4 protein-coding genes are annotated in these 4,045 nt (G+C 66.5%); all 4 read right to left on the bottom strand.

Annotated features, from left to right (window positions below; translation table 11 throughout):
* The coding region (gene pqqA, locus JWP64_RS23115; protein WP_297500802.1) for a pyrroloquinoline quinone precursor peptide PqqA at window positions 1–93 on the bottom strand (93 nt) is incomplete at its 3' end.
* A 46-nt stretch (window positions 94–139) separates the two neighbouring features.
* Window positions 140–1,840, bottom strand: a complete 1,701-nt coding sequence (locus tag JWP64_RS23110; protein WP_297500800.1) for a PQQ-dependent dehydrogenase, methanol/ethanol family — start codon at window positions 1,838–1,840, stop codon at window positions 140–142.
* A 13-nt stretch (window positions 1,841–1,853) separates the two neighbouring features.
* Window positions 1,854–2,315 (bottom strand): MSMEG_3727 family PQQ-associated protein, encoded by a 462-nt coding sequence (locus JWP64_RS23105; protein ID WP_297500797.1) that lies wholly within the window; start codon window positions 2,313–2,315, stop codon window positions 1,854–1,856.
* A 666-nt stretch (window positions 2,316–2,981) separates the two neighbouring features.
* The coding region (locus JWP64_RS23100) for a peroxidase family protein (protein ID WP_366890447.1) at window positions 2,982–4,045 on the bottom strand (1,064 nt) is incomplete at its 5' end.

The raw sequence follows: 4,045 nt of genomic DNA, 5'->3' as shown, positions 1-4,045 counted from the left end.
GTCCTCCAGCTGAGCCACGTACATGGTCACCTCAGGCGCGACTGCGATCTGGTCGAACTCGGGCGTCTCCCATACGGCGAGCTGAGACTCCATTGATCCACCTCCTCTCTGCCAGATTCCGGCAGGTTCCCTCGCGGTACTACAGCGTTTCCGGGAGGGCGAAGACGACCAGGGCGCTGCCGTGGCCGGCCCCGAGCATGCCGGGCAGGAACCCCTCGGCCCACCCACCCCAACCGACCGGCACGGCGATGTACTGCCGTCCGTCGACGCTGTAGGACATCGGGCTGCTGTGGTGGCCACTGCCGCACTGGAACCGCCACAGGTGCTCCCCGGTGCGGGCATCGAGGGCGTTGAACTCCCCGGAGGGCTCACCGGCGAACACCAGGTCGCCACCCGTGGCCAGCGTCGACGCGCACATCGGGAGCTTGGTGCGCCAGCGCCACTTCTCCTCGCCGCCCGCGTCGAACGCGCTGACGGACCCGGTCATGTCCTCGAGGTCGACGTTGACGCCCGCGCCCCAGTACGGGATGGACTCCTTGAACTCCCGGCGCCGCCGGGTTGCCGTGGCCCCGACGTCCTGGACCGGGACGTAGAACAGCCCGGTCTTCGGGCTGTAGGACGCGTGGGTCCATTCCTTTGCGCCGGCCGGACCCGGGTAGAAGTGGACCGGCACGCCTTCCTCGTCGGGGTACACCTTGGCCGTAACCTGACCGTCCCGCGTGATCGCCCCCCAGGTGATTCGGTCCACGAAGGGGGTGATCTGGACCAGCTCGCCGTTCGTGCGGTCCACGACGAAGAAGTAGCCGTTCTTGTCGAAGTGCCCGAGCAGTTTGCGCCCGTCCGACTCGAAAAGGATGCACTCCGAAATGCTGTCGTAATCCCACACGTCGTGCGGGGTGCACTGGTAGTGCCAGCGAATCTGCCCGCTGTCGACGTCCACCGCGACGATGCTGTCGGTGAACAGGTTGTCGCCCTCGCGCACGGCTCCGTCGAAGTCGGGCGCCGGGTTGCCGGTGCCGATGTACAGCAGGTTGGTCTCCGGGTCGAAGGTCCCGGTGAGCCACGGGTTCGCGCCACCCCGTGCCCATGCCTCGCCGTCGGCGGGCCAGGTCTCGGAGCCGGGCTCCCCGGGCTTCGGCACCGTGTAGCAGCGCCAGACGTGCTCTCCGGTTTCCAGATCGAAGGCGTCCAGGTGGCCGCGCACCCCGAACTCCCCGCCGGAGCTTCCGACGATGACCATGTTCTTCACGATCAGCGGAGCGACCGTGGCGCTCTCCCCGGCCCGCACATCTCCGTTGGTCTTGTCCCAGACGCGCTTGCCGGTGGTGGCGTCGAGCGCGAGCAGGTGGGCGTTCGGGGTGACGACGAAGACCTTTCCCTTGGCCACGGCGACCCCGCGGTTCACGTTCCCGCAGCACAGCGACACGTCGAAGGGGGTCGCGTGCTTGTACCGCCAGATCTCCTTCCCGGTGCGGGCGTCGAGCGCCCATACCCAGCCGTCCCAGCCGGAGAGGAACATGATCCCGTTGACGACGATCGGGGCGGCCTCGAACGAATAGGTCGACGCGCCCGCGATCATGCCGGTCGTGCCGGCCTGGAAGATCCAGGCGGGGCCGATGCGCTTGACGTTCTCCGTATTGATCTGGTCCAGCGGGCTGTACCGCTGCCCGTCGTAGGCGCCGTAGTAGGTGAGCCAGTTCTCGGGCTCCGAGCGGGCGTCGAGAATGCGCTCGTAGGTGACGTCGCGGACCACCGGCGGCGCGGTCTCCCCTCCCGGGGACTTACCGCTCAGAGTTCCCTGGTCGACGGCCTCGCCCGCATCCACGTATTCAACGGTCATTGCCTACTCCTTTCTACGGCCGAGGCTGGTCGGGACGGTCGAGGCGAGCCTCCGGCGGAACGTCCCCCAGCACGACGATGGCCCCGGTCAGTCCCCGGCCTTCGTCGTTGCCTGTCGGCGAGCTGAACCAGTAGTAGCCCGGGCCGTCGAGGTTGAGGGTCGCCCTTCCTCGCGAATGGTTCACCAACCAGATGAATTTCCTGTCGCCATTGCTCGGCAAGAGCGCACAGTGCGTGTTCAGGTCATCGTTGATGAGCTCGAGCTCGATATCACCCCCATGGGGCATGACCACGATCGAGGGATCCCAGCTCAGCTCATCAGGCCGGATCCGGATTGTCGCCTCCATTCGGCCATCGGCTCTCTCCGTGGCCTGCCCAATGCTTCCGGTCCCCAGCACCCGACCCAGTGCCGCTTTGTTCTGCGTGTCCAACCCGATCTTGCTCAGCAGGTCGGCCCGCTCCTGTGCGGTCGTCATCGGGGCTTCACCTCCTCATCCCGAATCCCTGTATCTTTTTCCGCATCGGTATCCCTGTATCCTTTTCCGCATCGGTCGCGATCACGGTGGCACGTCGCGGCTGGTTGTACACCTTCCACTTGGCACAAGAAACGACCGGTTGACCAATCCCCCGATTCGCCACAGCGCAGCAGGCAGTAGCGAACTCGGACGCGTCGACCTGGAAGGTTGCTCACGAGCCCGCAGCCTCGCCGCTCATCAGCAGCGACCTGATACAACTGCTGGCTCATTCTTCGAGTTGACCTCGAAACTTTCCGGGTCGACCAAATCCGGCCGAGTGACGACCTTCGGGACGTACTCCCACTTCAACTCCCTTGTCTCAGTGTGATCACGTACACCTGGTTGTGATTGCGGCAGCATATATTGGCATGAGACAACGTCCCATCGAACCAATTGCGTGGCCCGATGCCTGATTACAAATCTGTAATCGGGCAGGACTCTACGCCGGATGAATCACGCCGACAAGGGTGAGCACCAATTCGGGCCAGCTTATGCCGTTCGTACGCCACAAGCTACCGTTCGTACCCGATACCCCGCCGTTACGAGGAACAAGACCGCACTACACCTGATCAACACCGGCTGACCGGTCACGACGCCTCTCCCGACATCTGACCGCCCGACAGAGGATCAGGCGAGGTCGTACCGATCAAGGTTCATGACCTTGTCCCACGCGGCCACGAAGTCGTGCGCGAACTTCTCCCGCGCGTCGTCGCTCGCGTAGACCTCCGCGAGTGCGCGCAGCTCGGAGTTCGAGCCGAAGACGAGGTCGACGCGGCTGCCGGTCCACGTGACCTCGCCGGTGGTGCGGTCGCGGCCCTCGAAGGTTTCCGCGGTCGCGCCGTCTCCCGACGTCGCCGCCCACTCCGTGCCCATGTCGAGCAGGTTCACGAAGAAGTCGTTGGTCAGTGACCCGGGTGCCGAGGTGAAGACGCCCAGCGGGGACTGCCCGGAGTTCGCGCCCAGCACGCGCAGGCCACCCACGAGGACGGTCATCTCGGGCGCGCTCAGGGTCAGCAGGCTCGCGTGGTCGAGCAGCAGGTGCTCCGACGGCAGCCGGTTACCCTTCCCCCGGTAGTTGCGGAACCCGTCCGCCGCCGGCTCCAGCGGTGCGAAGGACTCCGCATCGGTCTGCTCCTGCGACGCGTCCGTGCGCCCAGGGGTGAAGGGCACCTGCACGTCGTGGCCGGCGTCCCTGGCGGCCTGCTCGACGGCGGCGGCCCCGCCGAGCACGATGAGGTCGGCCAGCGACACCTTCTTGCCCCCGGTGTCGGAGCTGTTGAAGGACTCCTGGATCCCCTCCAGGGTGCGCAGCACCTGCGCCAGCGTGTCGGGATCGTTGACCTCCCAGCCCCGTTGCGGCTCGAGGCGGATCCGCGCGCCGTTCGCCCCGCCGCGCTTGTCGCTGTCGCGGAACGTCGAGGCCGACGCCCACGCGGTGGAGACGAGCTGGGAGACCGACAGCCCCGACGCGAGGATCAGGCTCTTGAACGCGGCGATGTCCTCCGCGCCGACGAGCTCGTGGTCCACGGCGGGGACCGGGTCCTGCCAGATCAGCCTCTCCTGGGGGACCAGCGGCCCGAGGTAGCGCTGGATCGGGCCCATGTCGAGGTGCGTCAGCTTGAACCAGACCCGGGCGAACGCGTCCGCCAGCTGGTCCGGGTTCTCCAGGAAGCGCCGCGAGATCGGCTCGT

It is taken from the genome of Pseudonocardia sp. (assembly GCF_025465255.1).
Classification (GTDB): domain Bacteria; phylum Actinomycetota; class Actinomycetes; order Mycobacteriales; family Pseudonocardiaceae; genus Pseudonocardia.
Note: the sequence above shows the minus strand (reverse complement) of the source record. Positions and strands in the feature narration are given on the sequence as shown.

What these genes read in the sequence shown, in the direction of transcription:
- JWP64_RS23110 (WP_297500800.1), bottom strand. Translation starts at nt 1,840, where the DNA reads ATGACCGTTGAATACGTGGATGCGGGCGAGGCCGTCGACCAGGGAACT.
- JWP64_RS23105 (WP_297500797.1), bottom strand. Translation starts at nt 2,315, where the DNA reads ATGACGACCGCACAGGAGCGGGCCGACCTGCTGAGCAAGATCGGGTTG.